Raw genomic sequence first — 21815 nt, forward strand, 5'->3', positions numbered from 1 at the left:
GGCCGCGCGGTTCAGCCGCTTTCGAGCACCCGGCCGATGCCGGTTTCGTCGATCTGCGCGACCGCCGCGGCCAGCGCCGCCGGGTCGGTGCCGCGGACGAAGCCGATGCGGAAATGCACCTCGCCCGCCGGCGTGCGCGAGGAATGGATCGACTCCAGGCTGACCCCGTGGCTCTCGAACACATGCAACAGCGCGCGCAGCGAACCGGGCCGGTCTTCGGGCAGGTGCACGCTGGTGAACTGGCGCGCGACGAGGTCGGCGAGCAGGTAGCCGACCCGCTCGTAGGCGTGGTTGCCCTCGGCCAGCGCCTGTTCGCCGAACGCCTCGCGGCTTTCCAGGAAACGTTCGCGGAAGCGCGCGCGCGCCGCGTCGTCGCCCTGGCGGACGAGGTCGCGCAGTTCCGAGAGCTGCGCCAGCAGGCTGTCAAGCACCTCCGCCGAATGCCGGTTGCCGAACTGGATCTCCTCGTAGATCTCGGGATTGAGCGAGAGGATGCGCGCGGCGATCGCGGCGTCGAGTTCGAACGAGGCCGAGCGGAACGGCATGATCGCGGACATGTCGCCGACACGACCGGCGTATTCGCCCAGCACGCCGGCCTGGGCGAGGTGGGAGGCGTGCACCATCGCCTGCACCAGCGCCATCATCCGGTCGTGGCGCTCGGCGCCGGCGTGTACGCATTCGCCTTCCAGCGCGTCCAGCAGCGCCTGCAGCCACGGCCGCCAGCGGTCCAGGCGCGCCTCGCACACCACCACCACGCGGCCCTTCATGGTCGGCGCCTTGGGCGGCGCGGTCATCGGGTGCAGGCCCACCACCTCGGCGCGCGAGCGCAGCATCGCCTCGACCGGGCCCTGCTTGATCGAGGTGATGTCGAGCCACAGCCGGCCGGCCTCGCGTCCGCCGGACAGGCGCACGTACTCGTCCACCAGCGCCGCGGTGGAGCGGATCGGGGTCGCGAACAGCAGCACGTCGGCGCGTTCGAGCAGCACGTCGCGCGCGTCGCTGCCGGCATCGCCCGGGTCGTGGCCGATCACCCGCAATCCCATGCGCCGTTCGAAGAAGCCGCGCAGCCAGCGGCCGTAGGTGCCGGCGCTGCCGACGATGCCGATGAGCGGGAAAGGGGTCACGCAGCGTTCCGCAACGCGCCCACGCCGGGCGCGCCTTCACGTTAAGGTCTGCCACGCCCCCGTGCATCCGTTGCGTGCGCAACCATGCGGTACCCTATGCTCCCGCGAGCATTCCGCAGGAGCGGCTTCAGCCGCGAACAGCGTTCGATCGCTGGCGGCAGGCGATCGCGCCGAAGGCGCTCCCGCAGTTGTCGAGCCGGGGCGACGATGCCGCCGCTTCCACCCATTCACGATACCGGACCGCCATGCCCTCCTTCGACATCGTCTCCGAAGTGGATACCCACGAATTGATCAATGCGGTCGACCAGGCCAACCGCGAACTGTCCACCCGTTTCGACTTCAAGGGCGTCGAGGCGAGCTTCGTGCGCGAGGACGCGGTGATCACCCAGTCCGCGCCCAGCGAATTCCAGCTGCAGCAGATGACCGACATCCTGCGCGCGCGCCTGATCGCGCGGAAGATCGACGCGCGTTGCCTGGAGTTCGGCGACATCGACACCAACGTCGCCGGAGCGCGGCAGAAGGTCACGGTGCGCCAGGGCATCGAGCGCGAGCTGGCGAAGAAGATCCAGGGCACGCTCAAGGACGCCAAGCTCAAGGTCGACAGCCAGATCAACGGCGACAAGCTGCGCGTCAACGGCAAGAAGCGCGACGACCTGCAGGCCGCCATGGCCCTGCTGCGCGGCGAGGACTTCGGCCTGCCGCTGCAGTTCGACAATTTCCGCGACTAGCGCGCCGATGGACGCCGCCGCGGTCGAGCACGACATCCGCCGCTGGCTGGAGCGTGCGGTGATCGGCCTGAACCTGTGCCCGTTCGCCAAGGCGGTGTACGCCAGGCAACAGGTGCGGATCGTGGTCAGCGACGCCAGCACGCCGCGCGCCCTGCTCGAACAGCTGGGCGAGGAGATGGCGTTGCTGCGCGACACGCCGGCGGAGCGCGTGGACACCACCCTGCTGGTGCATCCGCAGGTGCTCGACGATTTCCTCGACTTCAACGACTTCCTCGACGATGCCGACGCGCTGGTCGAGGCGATGGCGCTCGATGGCGTGCTGCAGGTGGCGAGCTTCCATCCGGACTACCGCTTCGCCGGCTGCGCGCCGGACGATGCCGACAACCTGACCAACCGCGCGCCGTGGCCGATCCTGCACCTGCTGCGCGAGGACAGCGTGGACCGGGCGGTGGCGGCCTACCCGGAACCCGACGCGATCATCGAGCGCAACATCGCCACCGTGCGTACCCTCGGTTTCGACGGCTGGCGCGAACTGCTGGAGGAATGACGCGAAAGTCGCGTGGATGGCCCCGGGCCTGCGTGCGGGCGCAGGCTGCACGCGGGACCGGATCGACACATCGCGACATCGAACGCGATGCAGCGTCCGCCGCGGTCGTACGCAGGTGGATCCGGGCGAGCGGCCCTAGCCCACGAACCGCGCGTCGAGCAGGCGCAGCGCGTCATCCAGCGAGTCCACGATGCGGTGGCCGAGCGCGCGGGCCGCGGCATCCGGCGCCAGCATGTCCGGCACCTGCACCGGGGTCATGCCGGCCGCCAGCGCGGCGCGCACGCCGGTGGGCGAATCCTCGAGCACCAGGCAGCGCGCGGGCGCGACGCCCAGCCGCGACGCCGCCAGCAGGTAAACGTCCGGCGCCGGTTTCGGCGACGCCACGTCGCTGCTGGTACAGACCGCGTCGAACCGGTGCAGCAACCCGGCCGCGCGCAGCTTGCGCAAGGCCAGCGGGCGCCGGGTCGAGGTGGCGACCGCGCGCGGGATGGCGCGTTGTTGCAGCCAGTCGAGCAGTGCCACGATCCCGGGCCGGTGTGGCACGCCGGCGTCGACGCGCGCCTCGTAAAGGGCCTGCGAACGCTGCAGCAGGGCCTGCGCATCGTCGGCACCGAGGCGCTCGACCAGCATCTCGCGGCAGACGGCATCGCCCAGGCCGACCATCGACAGCCACAGCGCCTGTTCCAGCGGATGCCCGGTTTCGGCGGCGGCCCGCGCCAGGCAGTCGATGATCGCGCGTTCGCTGTCGAGCATCAGCCCGTCCATGTCGAACACCACCGCCTCGGGCATGAAGGGCAACGGCTCGATCCGGCTCATGCGCCGCGCCCCGCGAACAGCCGCTCGATGTCGCTGGCGTCGAGCGCCCGCCACTGCCCTTCCGGCAGGCCGTCCAGCGCCAGCCCGCCGATGCGCTCGCGATGCAGCGCCTGGACATGGTTGCCGACCGCGGCGAACATGCGCCGCACCTGGTGGTAGCGGCCCTCGGTGATCGTCAGCCGCGCACGGGTGTCGTCGATCGCTTCCAGCAACGCCGGCTTCAGCGGCGTCTTCTCCGATTCGAGCATCAGGCTGCCGCCGGCGAAGACCGCCGCCTCGTGCCCGCGCAGCGGTTGCGCCAGCGTCGCGAGGTAGGTCTTGGGCAGGTTCGCGCGGGGCGAGATGATCCGGTGCAGCAGCTGGCCGTCGTCGGTCAGCAGCAGCAGGCCGCTGGTGTCGCGGTCGAGCCGGCCCACGGTCGACAGCGCCGGATCGCGCAGGCGGAAGCGCGGCGGCAGCAGGTCGTACACCAGACGTCCGGCGTCCTTCGTCGAGCAGGTGTGGCCCACCGGTTTGTGCAGCATCAGCACCAGCCCGGGCGCGGGATCCAGCGGCTCGCCGTCGATGCGGACGCTTTCGTGGGCGATCCGGTCGTCCGCATACAGCACCGCGCCGTCGGCGTCGGTGATGCGGCCTTCGCCGAACATCCCCTGCACCTGCCGGCGGCTGCCGTAGCCGAGGTTGGCGATGTGGCGCAGCAGTTTCACGCGATCCGCCGTCCGCGCATCGCATCGCCGATCCGGCGCTGCGTCCCCGCCAGGGCGATCGATCCGGCGCAGGCAGGCGGTGGCCACGCACGCGGCCTGGACCCGCCATCCGCAGGCAGGGACGATGCGCCCGCGGGGGAACGCCTGCAATCGCTCACCGCCCGCGCACCGCCTCGATCACCTTGAACCCGCCGCGCTGGGCGACGATGCGCACGGCGGCGAAACGCGAACCGAACGCCTCCTCGTAGGGCAGGTGCCGGTTGGCGACCAGCCACAGCACCCCGCGCGGCTGCAGCGCCTCGGCCGCCGCGGCGATGAACGCACGGCCGATCTCCGGACGCGATTCGCCGCGCAGCGCATGGAACGGCGGATTGGTGACGATGAAATCGTAGCGGCGGTCGAGGCCGGCGGTGACGTCGAGCCAGCGGAAATCGAGCGCGACGCGCGACGCGTGCGCGGCGAGGTTGCCGCGCGCGCAGTCGAGCGCGCGCATCTCGGCCTCGACCACATCCAGCGCGGTGACGCCCGGACAGTGCGCCAGCACTTCAGAAGCCAGATAGCCCCAGCCGGCGCCGAGGTCGGCGCCGTGGCCGGAGAGCGTGACCGGCAACTGTTCGGCCAGCAGCGCGGAGGCCGCGTCGACGCGATCCCAGGCGAAGACGCCGGGGCGGCTGGTGAAACGCCCGCCCAGGATCGGTCGCGGCGCATCCAGTTTCCGCCACGAGGCCGCCAGCGCGGTATCGGCGCGGTCCACCGACGCCCAGAACACCCGGCACTTGTGCTTGCTCAGCACCGAGGACGGGCCGAACAGCGCCTCGAAGTCGGCCTGTCCGGAACGCGCGCCGGCATCGTTCGGCATCGCCGCCACGACGATCCCGCCGGGCGCGCATCGCGAAAGCGCCCGGGCCAGCAACGCCCGCGCCTCCTCGCGCTGCCGCGGCGGCAGCACCAGCACCCGCGCGTACGCGCCGTCGCCGTCGACGCGGGCGTCGAAGCCGGCGCGCTGCAGCGCCTCGTGTTCCGGCCGGAACGACTGTTCGCACACCAGCGAGCGCGGCGCGTGCGCATGCAGCGCCGCGCCTTCCCGGGCGCGCAGGAACAGCGCGCCGGCCGCGGGCCAGTCGAGCTGGCCGCCGGCGAACGGCAGCATCAGCGCATCGAGGGCGGGGTCTTGCATCGTCGCGTCGCATCCGGATCCAGGCGCCGGATTCTACCGGGGTCGTCCCTGCGCAGGGGACGCGCCCAACGTGCCGCGTACGCGGCGTTGACCGCGCGGGAACATTCGCACGGGCAGGCTGTCCATCAAGGGAGCGAGGGCCACTTCCGGAAAACCCAAGGAGCAAACCCCCATGCGTGCATTGTTCGTCGGCGGCGTGATCGACAACAACGAACTCGACCTGGACGGCAACGAGCCGCCCAGGCATTACCCGCCGCAGACCGGGAGTGGACAGTCCCGCTACCGCCTGCACGCCGTCGGCCACGGCAACGGCGGCATCGCCTGCGCGGTCTACGGCGCGCCGGACATGGAGCCGGGGGAGATCCTGCGCGTCAGCGACGAGCGCGGCTACGCGCGCCGCTTCGAGACGGAGCTGCAGATGGTGGACTGAGTGGCCGCAGCCGGTGGCGTGGCGGCCGCCGGGTCGCCGGCGCCGTGATGGAAACCGCCGCGGGGCGACCGCCAAGCGCCGCGCTGCCCCGGCGGCCGGCGCACCGGCCGCATCCGGACTCCCGGGATTCCCCGGGCCGTCGCGACGACTTCCGGTGCCTGCTGCCGCACCGATCTCCTCTCCCGCCGCCCGGAGCGTCCGGTCAGGCCGGCGTCGGCGTGCGCGTCGCGTCCAGCAGCCGGCGCACAGCCTGCGGCAGCCACGACAGCAGCAGGCACAGCCCGGCGAACGCGGCCCACAGGGTGGCCTGGGTGCCGAACATTTCGCCCGCCAGCGCCCACCACCGGCCGCCGTACATCGCCACCGCCCCCGCCCCGGCCAGCGCCATCGCCGCCAGCAGGACGTGGAGCAGCACGCGTTCGAGACCGGATTCCGCGGCTGCCTCGCCGCCGTCCCGCGCGGCGATGCGCGCGACTGCGCTCGCGAAATCCGCAGGCGGCCGCGACAGCGGCATGGTGCGCAGCGCGCGCGCGAGCAGCAGGTCGCGACGGTCGGCCGTCGCACCCGACAACGCACGTTCCTGGGCCTGCCAGTCGCGTTCGGCCACGCCCGGGCGGTTGTCGTCGACGGGACGACGATCCGATGGCCTGGATGTATTCATGCGGCGAAGACTCCCACGGTCGGTTCCAGCAGGCCCCGCAGTTGCCTGCGGCTGCGGAACAGGTGGCTCTTGATCGTACCTTCGGCGAGCCCGGTGACCCGTGAAATCTCGCCGATCGGCAGTTCTTCCAGGTGATACAGCGTCAGCAGCGTCCGCTGCAGCGGCGGCAGGCGGTCGATCGCCGCTTGCAGCAGGGCGACGGCCTCGCCGTCCGAAGTGGCGCCCTCGAGGTCGAAGCCGTCGCCGACGTTCTCGACCAGGGACCAGCCGTCCTCCCCGCCCGGCATGTCGGCCAGCGGGATGCGCTTCTTCTCCAGATGGCGCTTGGCCACCGAATAGGCGACCTGGGCGATCCAGGATTTCAGCGCGCTCTCGCCGCGGTACTGGTGCAGGGCCTGGTGCACCCGCAGGAAGGCCTCCTGGCACAGCTCGCGGGTGTCCTCGGGGTGACGGACCATGCGGTCGATCACGTGCCAGCACAGGCCCTGGTACTCGCGCACCAGCCGCTCGAAGGCACCCGGCGCACCCGCGAGCACGGCCTCGACCAGGACGCGGTCGGCCTGGGTGTCCTGGGGATCGGGGGAGGCGGGCATGGGGACAGGGATACGCCGGTCGCGCGGGCGGTTGCAAGGCCGGAACGTCGTGCCCGGCAAGCCGGGCTGCAACCGGCCGCGCCGGGCCGGTATCTCCTGTTCCGAACCCGTCGTAGCCGCTCCATCAACCGGATCCCGCCACCATGGAAATCGAAGTCCTCATTCCCATCACCCTGTTCATCTGCATCTACCTCGCGATCAAGGCCGTGGTCGACGCGCGAGCGCGCAAGCACATGCTCCAGTCCAACGGCTCGGAGGAGATGCTGCGCACGCTCATCGACGGCGAGGAAACCCGTCGCCGCCAGGCCTCCCTGCGCTGGGGCGTGATCCTGGTCGCGCTGGCGATCGGGTTCGGCCTGATCGAAGCGGTCGACTGGCAGGATGCGTCGCCCGGCCTGTTCGCGATCCTGCTGGCGGCCACCGGCGTCGGCAACCTCGCCGCGTACTACATCGCACGCCGGGCGAAGTAGCGGACCCGCCGCCCCGCCGCCCGCGGCTGCGCGCGTCGCAGTCGCGGGCGGCGACTGCGACTTTGGTCGAAATCGGTCCCGCCGGGCCCCGAACCTACCCGTGCGTACGGCTTGTGCACGGCAATTCCGCGATACTTCACGACCACGAAGCTCGCGGGTCGCCCGGTACGATGAAGGATTCATTCAGCTACGAACAACTGATCGCCTCCGGCGAGGGCAGCCTCTTCGGCCCCGGCAGCGGCCGCCTGCCGCTGCCGCCGATGCTGATGTTCGACCGCATCACCCATATCGACGACGACGGCGGCGCGCACGGGCTGGGCCGGATCGAGGCCGAACTCGACATCCGCCCGGACCTGTGGTTCTTCCAGTGCCACTTCAGCGGCGACCCGGTGATGCCCGGCTGCCTCGGCCTGGACGCGATGTGGCAGCTGATCGGCTTCTACCTCACCTGGCGCCGGCTGCCGGGGCGCGGGCGCGCGCTCGGCGGGGGCGAGGTCAAGTTCACCGGCGAGGTCGGACCCGAGGCGAAGCTGGTGCGCTACGAAATCGACATCAAGCGGGTGATCCAGCGCAAGCTGATCCTCGCCATCGGCGACGCACGCATGCTGGTCGACGGCCGCGAGATCTACACCGCCGGCGACCTGCGCGTGGGCCTGTTCCAGCGGACCGACGGCCAGGGGGACGGCACGGCATGAGCATGCTTCCCGGCCATCGCCGCGTGGTGATCACGGGCGCGGGCATCGTCTCGTGCATCGGCAACGATGCCGACACGGTCGCCGACGCGCTGCGCCAGGGCCGCTCCGGCATCCGCGCCGATGCCTCGTACGCCGAAAAAGGCCTGCGCAGCCAGGTGTCGGGCATGCCGCAGGTGGACCTGGAGGCGCTGATCGACCGCAAGCTGCGGCGCTTCATGGGCGATGCCGCGGCCTACGCCTACCTGTCGCTGCGCGATGCCATCGCGCAGTCGGGGCTGTCCGATGCGCAGGTCTCCAACCCGCGCACCGGCCTGATCATGGGTTCGGGCGGCGGTTCGCCGACCAACCAGATCGAGTCGGCCGACACCCTGCGCGAGCGCGGCATCCGCCGCGTCGGGCCGTACCAGGTGACGCGCACGATGAGTTCGACGGTGTCGGCCTGCCTGGCGACCGCATTCGGCGTCAAGGGGCTGAACTATTCGATTTCCTCGGCCTGCGCGACCTCGGCGCATTGCATCGGCGTTGCCGCGCAGCAGATCCAGGCCGGGCTGCAGGACGTGGTCTTCGCCGGCGGTGGCGAGGAGGCCAGCTGGGGCATGGCGATGCTGTTCGACGGCATGGGCGCGCTGTCGAGCAGGTACAACGACACGCCCGAGCGCGCTTCCCGCCCCTACGACGCCGATCGCGACGGCTTCGTCATCGCCGGCGGCGGCGGCGCGGTGGTGATGGAAAGCCTGGAACACGCGCAGGCGCGCGGCGCCACGATCCTCGGTGAACTGGTCGGTTTCGGCGCGAGTTCGGACGGCGCGGACATGGTCGCGCCCTCGGGCGACGGCGCCATCGCCTGCATGCGCACCGCGATCGACGGCCTCGACGGCGGCATCGACTACGTCAACACCCACGGCACCTCGACCCCGGTGGGCGACGTCAGCGAACTGCGCGCGATGCGTGAGGTGTTCGGCGATGCGATGCCGCCGTTCTCCTCGACCAAGTCGCTGACCGGCCATTCGCTCGGCGCCACCAGCGTGCAGGAGGCGATCTTCTGCCTGCTGATGCTGCAGCGCGGCTTCATCGCCGGTTCGATCAACGTCGACACCGTCGACCCCGAGGCGGCCGACCTGCCGCTGGTGCGCGAGAGCCGCGATGCGCAGCTGCACACGGTGCTCTCGAACAGTTTCGGCTTCGGCGGCACCAATGCCAGCCTGGTGTTGCGCCGCTGGGAGGGTTGAGACGCGCCGGAATCCGTTCCCGGGTGCGCTTCGCTTACCCGGGCTACGCGCCTGCGAGCCCGTCTCGCGTGGCCCGGATAAGGCCGAAGGCCGCATCCGGGGGCGACCCGGACGCGATACCGGTAACGGTTCCCGGATGCGCTGCGCTTATCCGGGCTACGCGCTTGGGTGCCCGTCTCGCGTAGCCCGGATAAGGCCAAAGGCCGCATCCGGGGGCGACCCGGACGCGATACCGGTAACGATTCCCGGACGCGATACCGGTAACGATTCCCGGATGCGCTGCGCTTGTCCGGGCTACGGCTGCGCGGCCGACGGCTCCGCAATCACTGCGATCCGCACGCCGCCGGCCTCCACCGTCTGCCCTGCGCGGATCTTGCAGGTGCGCCGCAGTTCGACCACGCCATCCACGCGTGCCGCGCCGCTGGAGACCAGCGCCTTGCCGGCGCCGCCGCTGCCGACGACGCCGCACAGCTTGAGCAGCTGGTGCAGCTCGACGAAGTCGCCTTCGAGCGCGAATTCGATCACCGCCGCCGCGCTCACCCCTGCAGCTCGCGCAGGGTCGCCGAGGGCGGCGCATCGAGCACCTTGCGCGTGGCGTACAGGCCCGCGAGCAGCGTGACCAACACGCCCACCGCGCTGCCGACCGCCGCCAGCGTCCAGTTCGCGCGCCACGGCAGGTCGAACACCTGCACCGAGATCACGCCCGCCAGCACCGAGGCCGCGATCGCCGCGACCAGCCCCGCCAGCAGCCCGATCGCCGCGAACTCGGACACCTGCGCCATCCGCAACTGCGCGCGGCTGCCGCCCAGCGCTCGCATCACCCCGCCTTCCAGCAGGCGCTCGTCCTGGCTGGCGCTCACCGCCGCCAGCAGCACCAGCACGCCGGCCAGCAGCGAGAACCAGAACACCACCTGGACCACGGTGGAGACCTGGTCGGCGGTGTTGCGTACCTGCGCGAGCACCGCGTCGACGTCGATCACCGACAGGTTCGGGAACCGCTGGACGAGTTCGGCGGTGAAGCGCGTGCGTTCCGGCGGTACCTGCACCGCGGTGATGTGGCTGGCCGGATAGCCGTCGAGCGCGCCGGGCGAGGCGAGCACGAAGAAGTTGGGCTGGAAGCTTTCCCATTCGACGTCGCGCAGGCTGGTGATCGGCGCCTCGAAACGCTGGCCGGCGATGTCGAAGGCGATGCGGTCGCCCACCTGCCAGCCGAGGTCCTGCGCGAAACCTTCTTCCACCGACAGCTGCGGGGTCGCCGGCGTGCCGTTCCAGAACTCGCCGGCGGTGACCTTGTTGTCGTCGCGCAGGGTGGCGGCCATCGACAGGTTGAACTCGCGGTCGGCACGCCGCTGCGCCTGCCTGTCCTGCTCCGGGTCGCCGGAGCGATCGGCGTAGTCCGCGCCCGAAGTCGGCGCGCCGTTGCGCGCGACCAGGCGCGCGCGGACCATCGGGAACAGCACCGGCTCGGACACGCCCTGCGAGGCGATGAACTCGCGCACCGGGCCGACCTGGTCGGACTGCACGTTGATGATGAACCGGTTCGGCGCGCTCTCCGACAGCGCCAGTTGCCAGCGGTCGAGCAGGTCGGTGCGCACGAAGGTCAGCAGCAGCAGCGCCATCAGGCCCAGGCCCAGCGCGCTGACCTGGGCGATGCTGGTGCCGGCGCGGCGGCTGACGTTCGCCAGCCCGTAGCGCAGCGCGCCGCGCAACCGCGAACGCAGCCGGCGCACGGCGATGATCAGCGCCCAGGCGATGAGCGCGAGCACCGCCAGCGTCACGGCGATGCCGACCAGCATCGACAGCGCCAGCGTCGCCGAACCCGCCTGCCACCACAGCAATGCGGCCAGGCCGCCGAGTCCCGCCAGCGCGACCACCCAGGCCGAGGGCTCCGCGCCATCGAGGTCGCGCCGCAGCACGCGCAGCGCGGGCACACGCCGCAGCGCCAGCACCGGCGGGGCGCCGAACGCGAGCAGCACCACCATGCCCACGCCGTAGCCGTGCAGCGCAGGCCACACGCTGGCCGGCGGGATCTCCACCTTCAATGCCTGCGCCAGCCAGCCGGCGATCGACCATTGCAGGGCGAACGCGATCGCCACCCCGATGGTGCAGGCGATCAGCCCCAGCAGCACCAGCTCGCCGACATGGATGCCCACCAGGGTGCGCTGCTGCGCGCCGAGGCAGCGCATCACCGCCACCCCCGACAGGTGCCGCTCGCTGTGCCGGCGCGCCGCCATCGCCACCGCCACCGCCGCCAGCACCACCGACACCAGCGCGGCCAGGCCGAGGAAACGCCCCGCCCGATCGAGCGAGGAGCGCACTTCCGGCCGCGCATCGGTGATCGTCTCGATGCGTTGCCCGCGGCCGAGGTTGGCCTTGGCCGCAGCGGTGAAGCCCTCGACCGCCGCCGCGTCGCCGGCCACCACCAGCCGGTAGCGCACGCGGCTGCCTTCCTGCACCAGGCCGGTGGAGGCAAGGTCGGCGAGGTTGAGGAAGGCCTTGGGCGCGACGTTGAAGTAGTCGATCGAGGCGTCGGGTTCCTGCACCACCAGCGCGGCCAGACGGAACTCGCGCGTGCCGATGCCGATGCGGTCGCCGACGCGCGCGCCGAGCGTGTCGGCGCCGGCGCGGCTGAGCCACAACGTGCCGGGTTCGGGAATCGCGGCGGCATCGCGCTCGACGCCGTCGTCACCGGCGATGCGGAACGTGCCGCGCAACGGGAAGCCTTCGCCCAACGCGCGCAGGTCGCCGAGTCGCAGCTGTGCCTCGTCGCCGGTGCCGACACGGATCATGCTGTCGAGCTCGACCGTTTCGGTCCGTCGCAGCCCGGGGGCGTCCGCCGCCTCCAGCACCGCGCCGGCGATCGGGGCGTCGCCGCGCACCAGCGCGTCGCCGCCGAGCAGGCGGTTGGCCTCCATCGCAAGCGCGCGTTCGGCGCGGTCGGTGACGAAGCCCACCGAGGACACCGCCACCACCGCCAGCACCAGCGCGCCGGCGAGGATGCGGATGTCGCCGGCCTTGATGTCGCGGCGCAGTTGCCGCCAGGCGAGCGCGAGCGTCTTCATGCGCGGCTCACCGGGTTTCGTCCGACACCAGCCGGCCGCTGTCCAGCCGCAGGGTGCGGTGGCAGCGCGCGGCGAGATGGTCGTCGTGGGTCACCAGCACCAGGGTGGTGCCCGCCTCGCCGTTCATCGCGAACAGCAGTTCGATGATCGCCTGTCCGGTATTGGTATCGAGGTTGCCGGTGGGTTCGTCCGCGAACAGCAGCGACGGCCGGGTCACGAACGCGCGCGCAAGCGCGACGCGCTGCTGCTCGCCGCCGGAGAGTTGCTTGGGGTAATGGTCCAGGCGTTCGCCGAGGCCGACCTTGCGCAGCATCTCGCGTGCCGGCGACTGCGCGTCGGCGTCGCCGCGCAGCTCCAGCGGCAGCATCACGTTCTCCAGCGCGGTGAGCGAGGGCAGCAGCTGGAAGTTCTGGAACACGAAGCCGACCTTGTCGCCCCGCACCTTCGCGCGGCCGTCCTCGTCGAGCGCCGAGATCTTCGCGCCGTCCAGCGCCACCGCGCCGGCACTGGGCGTGTCGAGGCCCGCCAGCAGCGACAGCAGGGTGCTCTTGCCGGAGCCGGAGGCGCCGACGATCGCGACCACCTCGCCGCGGGCGACATCGAAGCCCACGCCGTCGAGGATCGTCAACTCGCCGGAAGGCAGCATGACCCGCTTGCCCAGGCCGGTGACATGCAGCGCGGGCGCTGCGGACGGGTTCGGCGAGCCGTGGGGGACGGCGGCAAGCGGCGCGGGGGCGTCGGCCATGTTCATTCCGGATTGGTTATCGTGGACCGCAAGCGCCACAGCGCGCGAGACGGACGAGGACACAGATGACAGAAGGTTATGCGGCCTGCCGGCGCCCGATGCAATGGGCCATCGGTTTACTCTTGCTGCTGGCGCTGTGGCCGGCGTTCGCCCAGCCCGCGCCCGCCGCGGATCCGGCGCCGCGCACGGTGCTGGTGATGGGCGATTCGCTGTCGGCCGGCTACGGCATGGCCGCGCCGGAAGGCTGGGTGTCCCTGCTGGGCGAGCGGCTGGCGGAACGCAAGCCCGGCTGGCGCGTCGTGAATGCCAGCATCAGCGGCGAAACCACCGCAGGCGGATCCGCGCGGATCGTCGGCGAGGTCCTGCGGCACCGGCCCGACGTGGTGGTGATCGCGCTCGGCGCCAACGACGGCCTGCGCGGACTGCCGCTGGCCGAGGCGCGGCGCAACCTGGCGCGCATGATCGGCGCCTCGCAACACGTGGGCGCGAAGGTGCTGCTGGTGGGCATGCGCATGCCGCCCAACCTCGGCGCCGACTACACCGCCGGCTTCGAACGCAACTACCGCGACCTGTCGCGGCTGTTCGACACCGCACTGCTCCCCTTCCTGCTCGAACCCATCGCGCTCGAACGCGAGGCCTACCAGGACGACAACCTGCACCCCACGATCGCCGCCCAGCCGAAGCTGCTGGACCACGTGTGGACGGCGCTGGAGCCGTTGCTGCAGTAGCTGTCGCAAGGCCGCGTCGGGCACGGGCGCGGTGCGATCCGGGAAAGAACGCCGGTCGATCCCGGCATGCCTCGCGACGACCCGGGCAGGCGCGCAACCCGGATCGCTGCGCTCGCCCCGGGGCGCCCGATCGCAGGTCGGACAGCCGCCGGGACCGGGGGCGCGGCGGTGGCAACGCGCCTGCCACATGCGCGGGACCGGAGGGGACCGAGGCAGCTATCGGGCGAGCGTCGCTGCCGGTGGTTGCATGTTCACCGGGTCGGCCACCAGCTCCGGGCGTGTCGCCGTTGGCGCGCGCGTGGGCGCAGCGTCGAGCCGCGCGTGTCCGCCGGCCAGCCAGGCCTGCGCGGCGCGCGTGTCCATCAGGCGCTTCGAGGTTTCGGAAATCGCCGCCGCGTCCCCTGACTTCAGCGCGCCGAGGAACTGGTCCAGCGCCTGTCCGGCCTCTCCCGGCAGCAGCGGCCTGCGTGCGGGTGGCATCGGCATCGGCATCGGAGCCAGGGGGTCGCGACCACCCGTTTCCTCCGTATGCGACGCGGCAGCCCTTGCCTGCAGCAGCGCGCGAGCAGCCTGTTCGCGCCGCGCGATCTCGCTGTCCAGGCTCGGGATCACGGCGCTGGCCATGCCGTGCCGCTCCAGCGCCTCCCGCACACCGGGGCCAAGCTCCTGCCGCAGCCGCACCGAGCTGGCCACGTCGATGGCGGTGAACGGATCGCCCGGGCGGTAGGTCACGACGGTGCCCACCAGCATGCCCGTGGTCCCGCCCAGCGCGGCGCCGGCCGCCGGGGCACGACCGGTGACGCCGCGGATGCCGTCGCCGGTGGCGTCCAGCCTGTCCTCCACCCGCTCGCCGACCCGCACCAGCTGCTCGCGCATGGCCGCACCGCTGCGTTCGATGCGATCGCCGATGGCGTCGCCGACGGCGTCCGCCGCCAGGCGCAGGCCCGTCGCCGACACCTGTCCTCGCGCCATGGCCTCGGCCGCCTGTGCGTGGCCGCGTTCGCGCGCCAGCGCGCCGCGCGATTCGAATGCGTCGGCGCGCGCCTCGAGCCCGCGCTGTCCTTCCGCGGAGACGGTGCCGACGATCGACCCGAGCAGGCGTGTGCCCGCGGCGGCGGCCGAGTCGCCACGTTCCTGCAACCAGCCGTTGGCGCGCCAGGCGAAGGCACCTGCCTGCGCCTTGGTCTCGTGCCATTGGGCGGCCGCCTCGCCCAGCGCCTGCGTGCCGTGCTCGACAGTGATGCCCGCCACGCGGTATGCATGCCCGGAGAACGTGCCGGCAAGGGACAGGGTGCCCGCGGCACCGTCCCCGGCGACCTCGAGGCCGCGATCCGCGAGCTTCCCCCCCGCGGCGGGAATCTCGCCCATGGCGCGCCCCGCATCGGCGCCACGCGCCGCAGCCGCGACCACCGTCAGCAGCGGACCGGCCAGACGGTGGAGCTCGCCCAGCGAGGCCGCGTCCTCGCGCCGCACCAGTTCGCGCTCGTGTTCGGTCATCGCCACCAGCGGCGGCTTGCGTTCGCCCGCGGCCTGCGGCAGGTCGCGGATCAGCTCCGCGGCGTTGCCGCGTTCGAGGCGGTCGAGGAAAGCGTGGATCGACGGATGCGAGGATTCGGGAATGCCCGCAAGCAGCGCCTGCTCCAGGACCTGTCGCGCCTCGGGCACGTTGCGCAGGACCGACGCGGTATCGGACATCACACCCGCCAGGCGCAGGCGCTGGCGCGCGCCCATGTCGGCGAGGTCGCCCTGTACGCCGTCGTTGAGCAGGTCGCCCTGGACGTGCCAGGCAGTCACGCTGCGTGCGGTGTCGTAGAGCGGCAGGCCGCCATTCTCAGCGGCGAAGCGCCTCGCGGTCTCCGGGTGCAGGCCGGCCGCATTGAAGGTCACGGCAGACATTCCGGTGACGGCGGACGCGGCGGCGGACTTGCCTCCTGCAAGACTGTGACCAGCGATGTCGAAATCCAAGCCAGCTCGCTTCAGTACTGTTGCGACCCTCATCGCGCGATCGTAATAGTCGGTCTGCAGACCGACCGACTGCGGAAAATTGTTGCCGAGGAAATCTTCGGTTGTCGTATCCCGCCGACTCCCGTCTGCATCGAGCACTTCGCCCGCCGAGCCTTTGAAGACCAACACCGGCTTGTAGCCGGGCCCCAATATCGCCGGGTCAGGAACATAGATTTCAGCACGAAATCCGGAGTCCTTCGGCCGCAAGAGTTCGCGCCAAACATCATCGGTCAAGTTCGCACCCGGAACAGCGCGCCGCAGCAACGCCATATCCTCGCTGCCCCGCGACCACCCCGCCTCGGGACTTCCGGTTCCAACCACCGCGTCGTAGATGTCAGACGAGACCCCTGCCATCTCGCGCGCATGGTAGAGCTCTTCGAGCTGCTTCGCCTCATCGCGTAAGGCCGGGTTACCACTCGTGCTCAGCTCATCAAGCAGTGCGCGACGCTTCTCTCGGGTCGTTGGCATGTTGACGTTTCCTTGTCATTCCGGCTCACAGAAGTGGGATGCGTGATTCTTCGTGCGGAAATCCAAGCCGCTCACGCATCAACCGATAATGCTCGGGCATTGCAGGGCGCTCATGCCCATTCCCGATCAGCCACTCCTGACACTTGCGTTGCCAGGTCGGGTCATCGGGATTACCTGGATGCCAGAACACCGCCTCGATCGTATGCGAATCGGGGCCATGCACCGGCTTGTCATATGCATAGTCGAGCGTCGGATCCGCACCATGCTCCAGCAGCCAATGGACCATCATGAAACCGCCATTGGATGCGTAGTGTCCGATGAGTGTGCCGCCCATGCCGACAGAAGCATTCACATCCGCCCCCCGCTCCACCAGCAACTGCACATTTCGCCACTGGTTCTGCTTGATGAAGGCGTGGAACAGCAGCGCTTCGTTGTTGGCGTTGCGGGTGTCGGGGTCGCCGCCGTGGTCGAGCAGCAGTTGCAGGTACGCCGGGTCTTCCTGCTCGGCGGCCCAGACCATGGCGTTGGCGTGGTAACGCTCGCCGCGGTCACTGGGCGAGCGCTTCTTCACGTTGGGGTCGGCGCCCGCCTCCAGCATCGCGCGCAGGCCTTCGGGACTCCTGCTGTAGATCGGCCAGGCCAGCAGCGGCATGCCGCCGTCGCTGCCGCCGAAGATCTCGTCCGGGTCGACGCCCTCGTCGCGCATCAGGCGCCGCACTTCGCCGGCGTCGCCCTGCTCGGCGGCGATCGCAAGCGCCTGCGCGCGCGGATCGGGGAAGGCGCGTTCGAGCACTCCCTGGTGGCGCGAGCGCGGCTCCGAGGCCGACAGGTCGAAATCGCAGGCCGACAGCCACAGCACGCAGGCCACCACCAGCCACGTCGCGCGCCATGCATGGCGAACCCGTACGAACGTCGCGCCCATCGCGGCGCGCGGCGCCGTCGATCGGGAATCCTTCCCCTTCACTCCGTCCATGGTGGGTCCTGCGCCATCGGGTGAGGGGCCTAGATTAGCGGAGAATCGGGCGGGGCGCCCGCAGGCGCCGGCGCGCCGCTCAGCGCTCGCCGACGCCGGCAAGCAGCGGATACGGATTGACCGGCGTGCCGGTCCACCACTGCCGCTCGGGCGTCAGCGCGAACACCGCGAAGTGCAGGTGCGGCGCGGCGGGGTCGGCGTTGCCGCTGCTGCCCACGAAGCCGATCACCTCGCCCCGACTGACTTCCTTGCCCTCGGCCAGGCCGGGTGCATAGGCCTGCAGGTGCGCGTAGTAGTAGCACCAGGTTCCGCCCGGCTCGAACTGGTAGATCGTGAGGCCGCCGCGTTCGCTGTCGAAGAGCTTCTCGATGCGGCCATCGGCGACCGCGAGCACCGGGGTGCCGGCTGGCGCCATGATGTCGAGCGCCTCGTGCATGCGTTCGCCGCCGCGGGCATCGCCGAAGGTGTCCTGCAGGTCGGCCGCGGCGACGCCCTGCACCGGCACGACCAGGCCCGCCGCGGACGGCGGCGGCTCCAACGGCGGGGATGAGCCGGCGATCGCGTCTTCCGCGGCTGTTGGCGTCGCGACGACGTCCCCTGCGGCCGGCGCAGGAGCGCGCTGCGATTCGCGAGTTCCCGCGGAGACCGGCGAAGCCCGCGGCGGCGGCTCACCCACCGCGACGTCGGGGCCCACCACCGGCGTGGGGCTTTGCCGCCACAGCGGTCCGTCGTGGCCGCGCATCGCCCACCAGGCCAGGTTCGCGGCCAGCAGCGCCAGCACCAGCCCGATCAACCAGCGCATGCGCTTACTCCTGCAGCAGCGCCGGCGTGCCGGGCTCGACCGCATCGGCCACGGCGCGGGCGCTCCAGTTGGTCATGCGGATGCAGCCATGCGATTCGGTCTTGCCGATCTGCGCGGGCTCGGGCGTGCCGTGGATGCCGTAGTGTTCCTTCGACAGGTCGATCCAGACCGTGCCGACCGGGTTGTTCGGGCCGGGCTTCAGGATCGCCTTGGCATGCGACTCGTCGGCGTCCCAGAACAGCTCCGGGTTGTAGTGGAAGGTGGGATCGATGGCGACACCCTCGATCTTCCACTCGCCGATCGGCAACGGATCGTGTTCGCTGCCGGTCGAGGCCGGGAACTGCGCGTAGACCTTGCCCTCCGCGTCCTGCAGCCGCACCACCGAATCGCTCTTGTCGACGACCACGGTGGCCGCCGGCGTCAGCGCCGGCAGGCCGGCGACGTTGGGAACGACGATCTCCACGCCCGCCGCCAGTTCCTTGCCCGGATTGAGTCGCGCCAGCAATGCCGGCGAGGCATGGAACTTCTCGCCGAGCGCCTCTTCGACCGAAGTGAAGCCGAGCGCTTCGAGCTTCGACTTCTCCATGGTGTCGTCGGGAATCCTGCGGAATGGGCCGGCCACGTCTTCCGCGGCCAGCGTGTGGCTGACCAGCGCCGGGGAATCGTCCTCGGTCAACGCCTTCCAGGTGGCCCCGTCGAGTTCGCCGGTCGGTTCCAGGTCGCGGGCGCGCTGGAAGCCGGCGATCGCGCGCGCGGTGTTGCTGCCGGCGCCGCCGTCGATCTCGCCGGGAGAGAAGTGCGCGCGTTCGAGCAGCACCTGGGCGCGCAGCACGGCGCCGGCGTCGTCACCGCTCGCGGTGTTGACCTGGTCGGGCGCGAGGGCGGCCCGGGGCGAGCCGGCGACGACGGGCGCCGCCGCGAGCGCGAGCAGCAGGCAGAACATTGGGGAGAAGCGGGTCATGTGCGGATTCTGTTGCGGAACCGGTCGCATCATGGCGTCGCGTATTGCGTGCGCGACGTGAATGCCTACGGCGACGCGCGCGAGCCATTCAGGCTCCTGGCCTAGCCTGCGGCTGCGGGCATCCGAAGCGCCGCCCGTCGAGCACCGCCACCGGCCGCGTCCGGGCGCAACGCGGTTTTCCGAACCGTTAAGCCCGGGGGGCGCAGACTTGCTCCGTCACCCCGGAGCCCTGCCATGACACGCACCGCACGCCTGCTCCTGATTCTCCTTGTCCTGTTCGCAACGGCCACCGCCGGCGCCAGGACCCGCAACGTCACCGACCCCGAGGCTCCGCGCAGCCTGCCCGCCGAAGGTGCGGTCAGCGTGCAGTGGACCGATCCTGCCGGTTTCACCGACCTCAAGTACAGCGGCAACCGCTGGCGCGCCAGCCAGGGCAACTGGGTGTACCAGTTGGCCGAGCACCTGCGCGAGTCGGCCGAAAAGCACCTGCCCGAGGGCGAGCGCCTCGAAGTCACGATCACCGACATCGATCGCGCCGGCCGCTACGAGCCGTGGGGCGGCGTCCGCCTGCAGGACGTGCGCATCCTGCGCGACCACTACCCGCCCTCGATGAAGCTCGAATTCCGCCAGTTCGCCGCCGACGGCACCCTGCTCGCCGAGGGCAGCCGCGAGCTGCGCGATACCGGGTACCTGATGGGCGGCAGCAACATCGGCACCCACGACAACCTGTATTACGAAAAGCGCATGGTCGACGAGTGGGTGCGCGACGAAATGCGCAGGACGTCCGTGGCGAGCAACTGAGCCTCGAGGCTGGATTCGACGAAGACCCCGGCGATGCCGGGGTTTTTCGTTTCGCCACCTGCCGCTGCCGCGCGCACACGCCTGGACCTGCGACAGGTCCGGCCTCGCGCCGGCGCCGGAACGATGGACGGCAGCAACTCCGCGGCCGCGGCGACCACCCCTTGTCGAGTCCGGGCGAGACGCGTCGCAGCCGGTCGCGGTGCTCCAGCGCAGGGCCGCCGACAGCTTGCCCGGTTGCGCGCCGCGGCGCATTGCTATGCTGCCGCGATGGCGGTCTACGTCGACGATGCGGTCACCCTCTGGCGCGGCAGGCGCTGGGCGCACCTGATGGCCGACACCCTGGACGAGCTGCATGCCTTCGCCGCCCGGCTCGGGCTTCCGCGCCACGCCTTCCAGGACAAGACCAGCGGCGCGCATTACGACGTGAGCGCCGAGCTGCGCGAGCACGCGCTCGCGCTCGGCGCGGTGCCGATCTCGCGCCACGCAGACCGTGCGCTGGTGCGCGCGGTGATCGCACGCGCGAAGGCGCAGGGCCGGCGCGAGGCGCCCTGATCCGTCCGCGCGCGCTGCGCCCGACGCGGCTATCCTTGAGCGATCATGCCGCGAACAGTCCAGGTCACCCGCTACGTCACGCCCCTGCGCGAGGGCGGCTCGATGCCGGCCGTGGTGGAGGCCGACGACGACGGCATGTACGTGGTCAAGTTCCGTGGGGCCGGCCAGGGAGCGCGCGCGCTGGTGGCGGAGTGGATCGTCGGCGAACTCGGTCGCGCGCTCGGACTGGACGTGCCCGAGATCGTCTTCGCCGAACTCGATCCGGTGCTCGCGCGCACCGAGGGCGATCCGGAGATCCAGGCCCTGGTCCGCGCCAGCGCGGGCCTGAACCTGGCGATCGACTACCTGCCCGGCGCGGCCAACTTCGATCCGCTGGCGTGGGAGCCCGACCCGCTGCTGGCCTCGCGCATCGTCTGGTTCGACGCCTTCTGCAGCAATGTCGACCGCACCGCGCGCAATCCCAACCTGATGCTGTGGCACCGCCGGCTGGTCCTGATCGACCACGGCGCGGCGCTGTACTTCCACCATGGCTGGGATGGCGACGCCGCGCGCGCCGACCAGGCGTTCCCGCTGATCCGGGACCACGTGCTGCTGCGATGGGCCGACCACGTCGGGCGGGTGGACGCCGAACTCGCGCCGAAGCTCACCCCGCAGCTGATCGCCGGCATCGTCGGGCAGGTGCCCGACGCCTGGCTCGACGGGCCGGACGCGTTCGCCGACGCCGCGGGCCAGCGCCAGGCCTATGTCGACTACCTGCTGCGTCGCGTGCAGCAGCGCGGCGCCTTCGTCGGGGGAATCGCCGATGCACGCGGTTGAGTTCTACGACTACGCGGCGATCCGGCTGGTGCCGCGGGTGGAGCGTGGCGAGTTCATCAACGTCGGCATCCTGCTCTCGTGCGCGGCGCGCGGCCACCTCGACGTGCGCATCGAACTCGACGAGGCACGCGCGTTGGCGCTCGATCCCGCGCTCGACCTGGCCCTGGTGCGGCGACTGCTCGGCGCGATCGAAGCCGTCTGCCGCGGCGGGGCCGATGCCGGAGCGATCGGGCTGCTGCCGCCACGCGCGCGCTTCCACTGGCTGACCGCGCAGCGCAGCGCGATCCTGCAGACCTCGCCGGTGCACGGCGGCAAGTGCGCCGACCTCGACGCCACGATGGAACACCTGCTGCAGCGGATGGTGCGCATCGCCGGGCGCGGCTGAGCGGTCGGCTACAATGCGCCAGGTTTCCCGCAGCGCCCCGCCATGACCGATACGCCCCCCGACCGGCTGTCCAACGATCCGCGCAGTCCGCATTACGACGCCGCGATGCTCGAGCGTGGCATCGGCATCCGCTTCAAGGGCGTGGAGCGGCGCGACGTGGAGGAATACTGCGTGAGCGACGGCTGGATCCGCGTCGCCGCGGGCAAGGCGCTCGACCGCCGCGGCCAGCCGCTGACGATCAAGCTCAAGGGCGAGGTCGAGGCCTGGTTCAAGCTGCCCGACACGGAGTGAATCCGCGTCGCGCGCTGGCGTCGCGGCCCCGCGATCCGCGGGATGCGTGA

At 71.2% G+C, this 21815-nt stretch carries 25 protein-coding genes; 12 read left to right on the top strand and 13 right to left on the bottom strand.

Annotated features, from left to right (window positions below):
• Positions 1-11: 11 nt before the first annotated feature.
• Entirely contained in the window at positions 12-1124 is a 1113-nt protein-coding gene (locus FZO89_RS07505; RefSeq protein ID WP_149102667.1) for a prephenate dehydrogenase, read from the bottom strand.
• 245 nt (positions 1125-1369) lie between these two features.
• Between FZO89_RS07505 and FZO89_RS07510 the strand changes: the two genes are divergently transcribed.
• The gene (locus tag FZO89_RS07510; RefSeq protein WP_149102668.1) at positions 1370-1852 is read left to right on the top strand and encodes a YajQ family cyclic di-GMP-binding protein; all 483 of its coding nucleotides are present in this window, start codon (positions 1370-1372) and stop codon (positions 1850-1852) included.
• 7 nt (positions 1853-1859) lie between these two features.
• The gene (locus FZO89_RS07515; protein ID WP_149102669.1) at positions 1860-2399 is read left to right on the top strand and encodes a DUF1415 domain-containing protein; all 540 of its coding nucleotides are present in this window, start codon (positions 1860-1862) and stop codon (positions 2397-2399) included.
• A 135-nt stretch (positions 2400-2534) separates the two neighbouring features.
• On the opposite strand, the gene FZO89_RS07520 is transcribed toward FZO89_RS07515, so the two are convergent.
• The 3 genes from FZO89_RS07520 to FZO89_RS07530 form a co-directional block, all read right to left on the bottom strand.
• Complete coding sequence (locus FZO89_RS07520; protein WP_149102670.1) at positions 2535-3215, bottom strand: HAD family hydrolase; 681 nt, start codon at positions 3213-3215, stop codon at positions 2535-2537.
• Positions 3212-3922: a pseudouridine synthase gene (locus FZO89_RS07525; protein ID WP_149102671.1), complete on the bottom strand. Its 711-nt coding sequence runs from the start codon at positions 3920-3922 to the stop codon at positions 3212-3214. Before FZO89_RS07525 ends, FZO89_RS07520 begins: the two co-directional genes overlap by 4 nt.
• A 154-nt stretch (positions 3923-4076) precedes the next feature.
• Positions 4077-5099: a class I SAM-dependent methyltransferase gene (locus FZO89_RS07530; RefSeq protein WP_149102672.1), complete on the bottom strand. Its 1023-nt coding sequence runs from the start codon at positions 5097-5099 to the stop codon at positions 4077-4079.
• Between the two features lie 172 nt (positions 5100-5271).
• On the opposite strand from FZO89_RS07530, the gene FZO89_RS07535 reads away from it, so the two are divergent.
• A complete protein-coding gene (locus FZO89_RS07535) occupies positions 5272-5529 on the top strand; it encodes a hypothetical protein (protein WP_149102673.1) in 258 nt (85 codons plus the stop codon).
• Positions 5530-5731: 202 nt separating this feature from the next.
• Here FZO89_RS07535 and FZO89_RS07540 read toward each other — a convergent pair whose 3' ends face one another.
• A complete protein-coding gene (locus FZO89_RS07540) occupies positions 5732-6190 on the bottom strand; it encodes a hypothetical protein (RefSeq protein WP_149102674.1) in 459 nt (152 codons plus the stop codon).
• A complete protein-coding gene (locus FZO89_RS07545; protein WP_149102675.1) occupies positions 6187-6783 on the bottom strand; it encodes an RNA polymerase sigma factor in 597 nt (198 codons plus the stop codon). Before FZO89_RS07545 ends, FZO89_RS07540 begins: the two co-directional genes overlap by 4 nt.
• A 143-nt stretch (positions 6784-6926) precedes the next feature.
• On the opposite strand from FZO89_RS07545, the gene FZO89_RS07550 reads away from it, so the two are divergent.
• The 3 genes from FZO89_RS07550 to fabB all read left to right on the top strand — a co-directional run bounded on the left by FZO89_RS07550 (position 6927) and on the right by fabB (position 9177).
• Entirely contained in the window at positions 6927-7253 is a 327-nt protein-coding gene (locus FZO89_RS07550) for a DUF6249 domain-containing protein (RefSeq protein WP_149102676.1), read from the top strand.
• A gap of 170 nt (positions 7254-7423) precedes the next feature.
• Positions 7424-7948, top strand: coding sequence for a 3-hydroxyacyl-[acyl-carrier-protein] dehydratase FabA (gene fabA / locus FZO89_RS07555; protein WP_149102677.1), 525 nt, complete (start codon positions 7424-7426; stop codon positions 7946-7948).
• Positions 7945-9177: a beta-ketoacyl-ACP synthase I gene (fabB, locus tag FZO89_RS07560; protein ID WP_149102678.1), complete on the top strand. Its 1233-nt coding sequence runs from the start codon at positions 7945-7947 to the stop codon at positions 9175-9177. Before fabA ends, fabB begins: the two co-directional genes overlap by 4 nt.
• Before the next feature lie 294 nt (positions 9178-9471).
• On the opposite strand, the gene FZO89_RS07565 is transcribed toward fabB, so the two are convergent.
• From FZO89_RS07565 to FZO89_RS07575, 3 genes are read right to left on the bottom strand one after another with little or no spacing between them, the layout of a single operon-like run.
• A complete protein-coding gene (locus FZO89_RS07565) occupies positions 9472-9717 on the bottom strand; it encodes an RNA-binding S4 domain-containing protein (protein WP_262378564.1) in 246 nt (81 codons plus the stop codon).
• The gene (locus tag FZO89_RS07570) at positions 9714-12239 is read right to left on the bottom strand and encodes an ABC transporter permease (protein ID WP_149102679.1); all 2526 of its coding nucleotides are present in this window, start codon (positions 12237-12239) and stop codon (positions 9714-9716) included. Before FZO89_RS07570 ends, FZO89_RS07565 begins: the two co-directional genes overlap by 4 nt.
• A gap of 7 nt (positions 12240-12246) precedes the next feature.
• Positions 12247-12984, bottom strand: coding sequence for an ABC transporter ATP-binding protein (locus FZO89_RS07575; RefSeq protein ID WP_149102680.1), 738 nt, complete (start codon positions 12982-12984; stop codon positions 12247-12249).
• Positions 12985-13049: 65 nt separating this feature from the next.
• On the opposite strand from FZO89_RS07575, the gene FZO89_RS07580 reads away from it, so the two are divergent.
• Positions 13050-13712 carry an arylesterase gene (locus tag FZO89_RS07580; RefSeq protein ID WP_149102681.1) on the top strand — a complete coding sequence of 221 codons (663 nt, stop codon included), beginning with the start codon at positions 13050-13052 and terminating at the stop codon, positions 13710-13712.
• Positions 13713-13928: 216 nt separating this feature from the next.
• Here the strand turns inward: FZO89_RS07580 and FZO89_RS07585 are convergent, their stop codons facing one another.
• The 4 genes from FZO89_RS07585 to FZO89_RS07600 all read right to left on the bottom strand — a co-directional run bounded on the left by FZO89_RS07585 (position 13929) and on the right by FZO89_RS07600 (position 18920).
• Complete coding sequence (locus tag FZO89_RS07585; RefSeq protein ID WP_149102682.1) at positions 13929-16184, bottom strand: Tle-like phospholipase domain-containing protein; 2256 nt, start codon at positions 16182-16184, stop codon at positions 13929-13931.
• A gap of 25 nt (positions 16185-16209) precedes the next feature.
• Positions 16210-17157 (bottom strand): ankyrin repeat domain-containing protein, encoded by a 948-nt coding sequence (locus tag FZO89_RS07590; RefSeq protein WP_262378565.1) that lies wholly within the window; start codon positions 17155-17157, stop codon positions 16210-16212.
• Between the two features lie 79 nt (positions 17158-17236).
• A complete protein-coding gene (locus tag FZO89_RS07595; protein WP_149102683.1) occupies positions 17237-17959 on the bottom strand; it encodes a M23 family metallopeptidase in 723 nt (240 codons plus the stop codon).
• A gap of 4 nt (positions 17960-17963) precedes the next feature.
• Positions 17964-18920: a L,D-transpeptidase family protein gene (locus tag FZO89_RS07600; protein WP_149102684.1), complete on the bottom strand. Its 957-nt coding sequence runs from the start codon at positions 18918-18920 to the stop codon at positions 17964-17966.
• A gap of 234 nt (positions 18921-19154) precedes the next feature.
• On the opposite strand from FZO89_RS07600, the gene FZO89_RS07605 reads away from it, so the two are divergent.
• From FZO89_RS07605 to FZO89_RS07625, 5 genes are all read left to right on the top strand, one after another.
• Positions 19155-19721, top strand: coding sequence for a DUF3016 domain-containing protein (locus FZO89_RS07605; RefSeq protein ID WP_149102685.1), 567 nt, complete (start codon positions 19155-19157; stop codon positions 19719-19721).
• Between the two features lie 267 nt (positions 19722-19988).
• Positions 19989-20273 (top strand): DUF4031 domain-containing protein, encoded by a 285-nt coding sequence (locus FZO89_RS07610; RefSeq protein ID WP_149102686.1) that lies wholly within the window; start codon positions 19989-19991, stop codon positions 20271-20273.
• Positions 20274-20318: 45 nt separating this feature from the next.
• Positions 20319-21089, top strand: a complete 771-nt coding sequence (locus FZO89_RS07615) for a HipA family kinase (protein ID WP_149102687.1) — start codon at positions 20319-20321, stop codon at positions 21087-21089.
• A complete protein-coding gene (locus FZO89_RS07620) occupies positions 21076-21474 on the top strand; it encodes a DUF3037 domain-containing protein (RefSeq protein ID WP_149102688.1) in 399 nt (132 codons plus the stop codon). The genes FZO89_RS07615 and FZO89_RS07620 overlap by 14 nt, the downstream gene beginning before the upstream one ends.
• A gap of 42 nt (positions 21475-21516) precedes the next feature.
• The gene (locus FZO89_RS07625) at positions 21517-21765 is read left to right on the top strand and encodes a DUF3297 family protein (protein WP_149102689.1); all 249 of its coding nucleotides are present in this window, start codon (positions 21517-21519) and stop codon (positions 21763-21765) included.
• Positions 21766-21815: the final 50 nt, after the last annotated feature.

Origin of the sequence: Luteimonas viscosa (genome assembly GCF_008244685.1) — a bacterium.
GTDB lineage: Bacteria > Pseudomonadota > Gammaproteobacteria > Xanthomonadales > Xanthomonadaceae > Luteimonas > Luteimonas viscosa.

Bases quoted from the DNA above. Each gene is read 5' to 3' on its own strand.
- FZO89_RS07620 (WP_149102688.1), top strand. From the start codon at position 21,076: ATGCACGCGGTTGAGTTCTACGACTACGCGGCGATCCGGCTGGTGCCG.
- fabA (WP_149102677.1), top strand. From the start codon at position 7,424: ATGAAGGATTCATTCAGCTACGAACAACTGATCGCCTCCGGCGAGGGC.
- FZO89_RS07535 (WP_149102673.1), top strand. From the start codon at position 5,272: ATGCGTGCATTGTTCGTCGGCGGCGTGATCGACAACAACGAACTCGAC.
- FZO89_RS07600 (WP_149102684.1), bottom strand. From the start codon at position 18,920: ATGACCCGCTTCTCCCCAATGTTCTGCCTGCTGCTCGCGCTCGCGGCG.
- FZO89_RS07530 (WP_149102672.1), bottom strand. From the start codon at position 5,099: ATGCAAGACCCCGCCCTCGATGCGCTGATGCTGCCGTTCGCCGGCGGC.
- FZO89_RS07520 (WP_149102670.1), bottom strand. From the start codon at position 3,215: ATGAGCCGGATCGAGCCGTTGCCCTTCATGCCCGAGGCGGTGGTGTTC.
- FZO89_RS07580 (WP_149102681.1), top strand. From the start codon at position 13,050: ATGACAGAAGGTTATGCGGCCTGCCGGCGCCCGATGCAATGGGCCATC.
- FZO89_RS07575 (WP_149102680.1), bottom strand. From the start codon at position 12,984: ATGGCCGACGCCCCCGCGCCGCTTGCCGCCGTCCCCCACGGCTCGCCG.
- FZO89_RS07545 (WP_149102675.1), bottom strand. From the start codon at position 6,783: ATGCCCGCCTCCCCCGATCCCCAGGACACCCAGGCCGACCGCGTCCTG.
- FZO89_RS07585 (WP_149102682.1), bottom strand. From the start codon at position 16,184: ATGCCAACGACCCGAGAGAAGCGTCGCGCACTGCTTGATGAGCTGAGC.
- FZO89_RS07550 (WP_149102676.1), top strand. From the start codon at position 6,927: ATGGAAATCGAAGTCCTCATTCCCATCACCCTGTTCATCTGCATCTAC.
- fabB (WP_149102678.1), top strand. From the start codon at position 7,945: ATGAGCATGCTTCCCGGCCATCGCCGCGTGGTGATCACGGGCGCGGGC.
- FZO89_RS07515 (WP_149102669.1), top strand. From the start codon at position 1,860: ATGGACGCCGCCGCGGTCGAGCACGACATCCGCCGCTGGCTGGAGCGT.
- FZO89_RS07510 (WP_149102668.1), top strand. From the start codon at position 1,370: ATGCCCTCCTTCGACATCGTCTCCGAAGTGGATACCCACGAATTGATC.
- FZO89_RS07625 (WP_149102689.1), top strand. From the start codon at position 21,517: ATGACCGATACGCCCCCCGACCGGCTGTCCAACGATCCGCGCAGTCCG.
- FZO89_RS07595 (WP_149102683.1), bottom strand. From the start codon at position 17,959: ATGCGCTGGTTGATCGGGCTGGTGCTGGCGCTGCTGGCCGCGAACCTG.
- FZO89_RS07540 (WP_149102674.1), bottom strand. From the start codon at position 6,190: ATGAATACATCCAGGCCATCGGATCGTCGTCCCGTCGACGACAACCGC.
- FZO89_RS07590 (WP_262378565.1), bottom strand. From the start codon at position 17,157: ATGGACGGAGTGAAGGGGAAGGATTCCCGATCGACGGCGCCGCGCGCC.
- FZO89_RS07605 (WP_149102685.1), top strand. From the start codon at position 19,155: ATGACACGCACCGCACGCCTGCTCCTGATTCTCCTTGTCCTGTTCGCA.
- FZO89_RS07570 (WP_149102679.1), bottom strand. From the start codon at position 12,239: ATGAAGACGCTCGCGCTCGCCTGGCGGCAACTGCGCCGCGACATCAAG.
- FZO89_RS07610 (WP_149102686.1), top strand. From the start codon at position 19,989: ATGGCGGTCTACGTCGACGATGCGGTCACCCTCTGGCGCGGCAGGCGC.
- FZO89_RS07615 (WP_149102687.1), top strand. From the start codon at position 20,319: ATGCCGCGAACAGTCCAGGTCACCCGCTACGTCACGCCCCTGCGCGAG.